This is a genomic window from Shewanella sp. 11B5, assembly GCF_002836795.1.
In the GTDB taxonomy this organism is placed as follows: domain Bacteria; phylum Pseudomonadota; class Gammaproteobacteria; order Enterobacterales; family Shewanellaceae; genus Shewanella; species Shewanella frigidimarina.
On the sequence record NZ_PJAP01000953.1, the window covers coordinates 1 to 2,955 of the forward strand.

The window sequence follows — 2,955 nt, forward strand, 5'->3', positions numbered from 1 at the left end:
TAAAAATGGTTGAACGCCATATTGTTATGCCATCACAAGCGACAGCGTATAAAGTGGGAATGATTAAAATACTACAACTACGTGAGCAGGCTAAAAAGGCACTAGGAGCTAAGTTTGATATTCGCGAATTTCATACTGTAATTCTTAAAAATGGTCCATTGCCATTAGACATACTTGAAGAGCAAGTAAACAAGTGGATTAAACAGGTTCAATCACGGTAATTTTCAATAACTAATCCACTCGAACTAACATAAAAAAATAACCCCAGAACAAAGTCTGGGGTAAACCAAATAAATTAGGATGATGGTTTTAAGGTTGGCATTATTTTAGTTCGAAAACCATTGCCAACACTGATTCAAAATTTGCTACCTTGCCGATTTGTACGCCCAACTGAAAAGGGGTCATTTCTCAGAAAAACGCAGGGTTCAAATCACTTCGAATCAACTAACTACCATTGTATTGATATCAGAACAGAGTTCAACTAGTTAACAAATGTAAATCGCTAAACCCTTGATTAGCAACTTACTAATAAACTAATCAATCAACCCCTTAAGCAATTTAAAATCAAACACTTAAAACAAAGCCGCGAGGTAAGTCGCGGCTTTGTTTTAAAATAGAAACAATGTTTCCACTTTTACTTACGAAGTTTATACAAATGGTCGAACTTAGCATCCCAATAAGGTGGGCTACTAATGTGCGTTTTAATAAAATCAATGAACGCACTGACTTTGGGAGCTAGATGCTTACGACGAGGATACACAGCTTGTAATGGAAGGTTGTGAGTCAACTGCCAATCAGGTAACAAAGGTACCAATGTCCCTTGAGCGATTTCATCTTCCATTAAGTAACTGGCTAAATATACAATGCCTAAACCACTCACTGCGGCCGATTTCAATGCTGGTGCATTATCGACACGGAAATTGCCTGACACACCAATTTCGCAATAGTCTTCGCCCTTTTTAAATTGCCACATACTGTGCTCATGCCACTCGCCTTGATACACCAAGCAATTGTGCTCAACTAACTGTTCAGGTCGGCTAATGTTACCATGTTGCGCAATATAACCCGGTGAGGCGACTAATAAGAACTGACATTTCATTAACGGTCTTGCCACCATACCCAGCGGCAATTGCTCAGACATGGTTAACAGTAGATCTAAGCCTTCACTGACGACATCGACCTTATGATCAAGTAAGCTAACTTGTAGTTCAAGCTCTGGATGCCTTGCCATAAATGCTGGTAAAGCTGGAATAATATGCATGGTGCCAAATGATTGCGATATCCCAACTTTTAATACACCACGAGTTGCATCATTTAAGTTGTGAACACTTGAAACGGCCTGCTCTGCATCACGAAGGAGCTCTTCGCCTTGGAGATACAATAAATTGCCGGCTTCAGTAAGGCTTAAACTGCGGGTTGTACGCTGAATAAGCTGCACGCCAAGTTTATGTTCAAGATCTGCAACTTGAGTACTTACTTTAGATTTAGAAATGCCAAGACGTCTGGCTGCAGCACTAAAACTTCCTGCACGTGCAACATGAGTAAAAATTGCGATAGGTTCTAACAGTTCTAACATGAAAGTCGCCTTAAGCTGGTTACGACATTAATAAAAATTCCAGATATCTGTTAGCCATTGCTGGTAACCAAACCTTGTTAAGCGTCAATATCAACATTCAGATATTATGATTGATACTATTAAATGAGCATCAAAACAAACTAATACCGTTAATCAACACCAACAAATGAAGATTCTGAAATATAACCACATCTAAAGTAGAGTGTAATTTTGTAATAATTCTCACGAGTATAACAAAAAAAGCTTCTATGGCTCTATATTTATAATTGACAATTTTTTTATCAGAACAAAGCAACACTAGCTATAGCGGTAAAGCAGCTAGAATTGGCACAAAAAAAAAGCCCCTGTGTCTTCAAAAAGAGCACAGGGGAAGGTCAGGTGTCCGGGAAGACAGGTTGAACAAAATAAATTTACTCTTTTAGTTCGCCTAACTTAGCTAATGTATAAGGTGCAAGTTCTGGTATGTCTTTACGAACTTGGCTTTCTAACACTAATAATCCTTCAAAATTATCACAAATTTTATCAGCTCGTTGTTCAAGGCCTTGTGATTGCGATTCAAGCTGTTGCTCGATGTCTTTACCGACATTATCCATTTTTTGTGAAAAGGTATTCATTTTCTCTTCAAATGAACCACCTTCAGAAGACATAATCTGACTACCTAATGTCATCATTAATGATCCCATTGAGTTGGTGACCATTTGTTCTATCTCTTGCTCAAACTCTTCATTAAATGCATGTTCAATTGAAGACTCTGTTGAACCTAAATAAAACTTATCGCCTTGCTGATACGCCATGGTGTCAATGCGTTTTTGTATCCCTGTCATGAGCTTATCAATTTGGCTACCAGTGGCATCGCCAAATATTGGAGTTAATGCCATATTAACCGCCTGAGATGCCATTACTACAACATCACCGACCAAATCAATTACCTCTGGAACCTGACGAGATAGTTCATCAGAATATTGAGTGAGCAATGTTTGTTGCTTAGCGTTTAAGGTAACCTTTTTACCGTCTACATACAGTTGATCCAGTTCAATGCGATATTTCTCAGCTCCATTGTCACTAATCTGCAATTTTTTTGGTTCAACGGTAACGTCATAGTTTAATGTCACATTGCACTTTTCATCATTAATTGACATTTTTGCCATAGCTGGAGTCAACGCCCCTGCAGTGAATAACATGCTGGTTAACGCTACACCACAAATCAACTTCTGTTTGGTCATGATAAAAATCCTTTTGCTATACGAATATCAATAATAAGGTCGAATATGAGTGTTATAAAGCACAAGCTATGCCAACAAAGTTAACTCGATGATTTTTAATAGATAAAACAAATATAGAGTTAATGAGTTAACTGATGGATGGGTGATAGCGGAAGT

The 2,955-nt window shown here is 38.0% G+C and carries 3 protein-coding genes; 1 reads left to right on the forward strand and 2 read right to left on the reverse strand.

The features are described 5' to 3' along the window. Window positions 1–221, forward strand: a 221-nt coding sequence (locus CXF78_RS18725) for a DUF885 family protein (protein WP_145991560.1), incomplete at its 5' end; no start/stop codon positions are given. A gap of 413 nt (window positions 222–634) precedes the next feature. Here the strand turns inward: CXF78_RS18725 and CXF78_RS18730 are convergent. Continuing rightward, the gene (locus CXF78_RS18730; RefSeq protein ID WP_011638316.1) at window positions 635–1,576 is read right to left on the reverse strand and encodes a LysR family transcriptional regulator; all 942 of its coding nucleotides are present in this window, start codon (window positions 1,574–1,576) and stop codon (window positions 635–637) included. Window positions 1,577–1,986: 410 nt separating this feature from the next. Beyond that, window positions 1,987–2,799, reverse strand: coding sequence for a YggN family protein (locus CXF78_RS18735; protein WP_102037605.1), 813 nt, complete (start codon window positions 2,797–2,799; stop codon window positions 1,987–1,989). Window positions 2,800–2,955 lie beyond the last annotated feature (156 nt).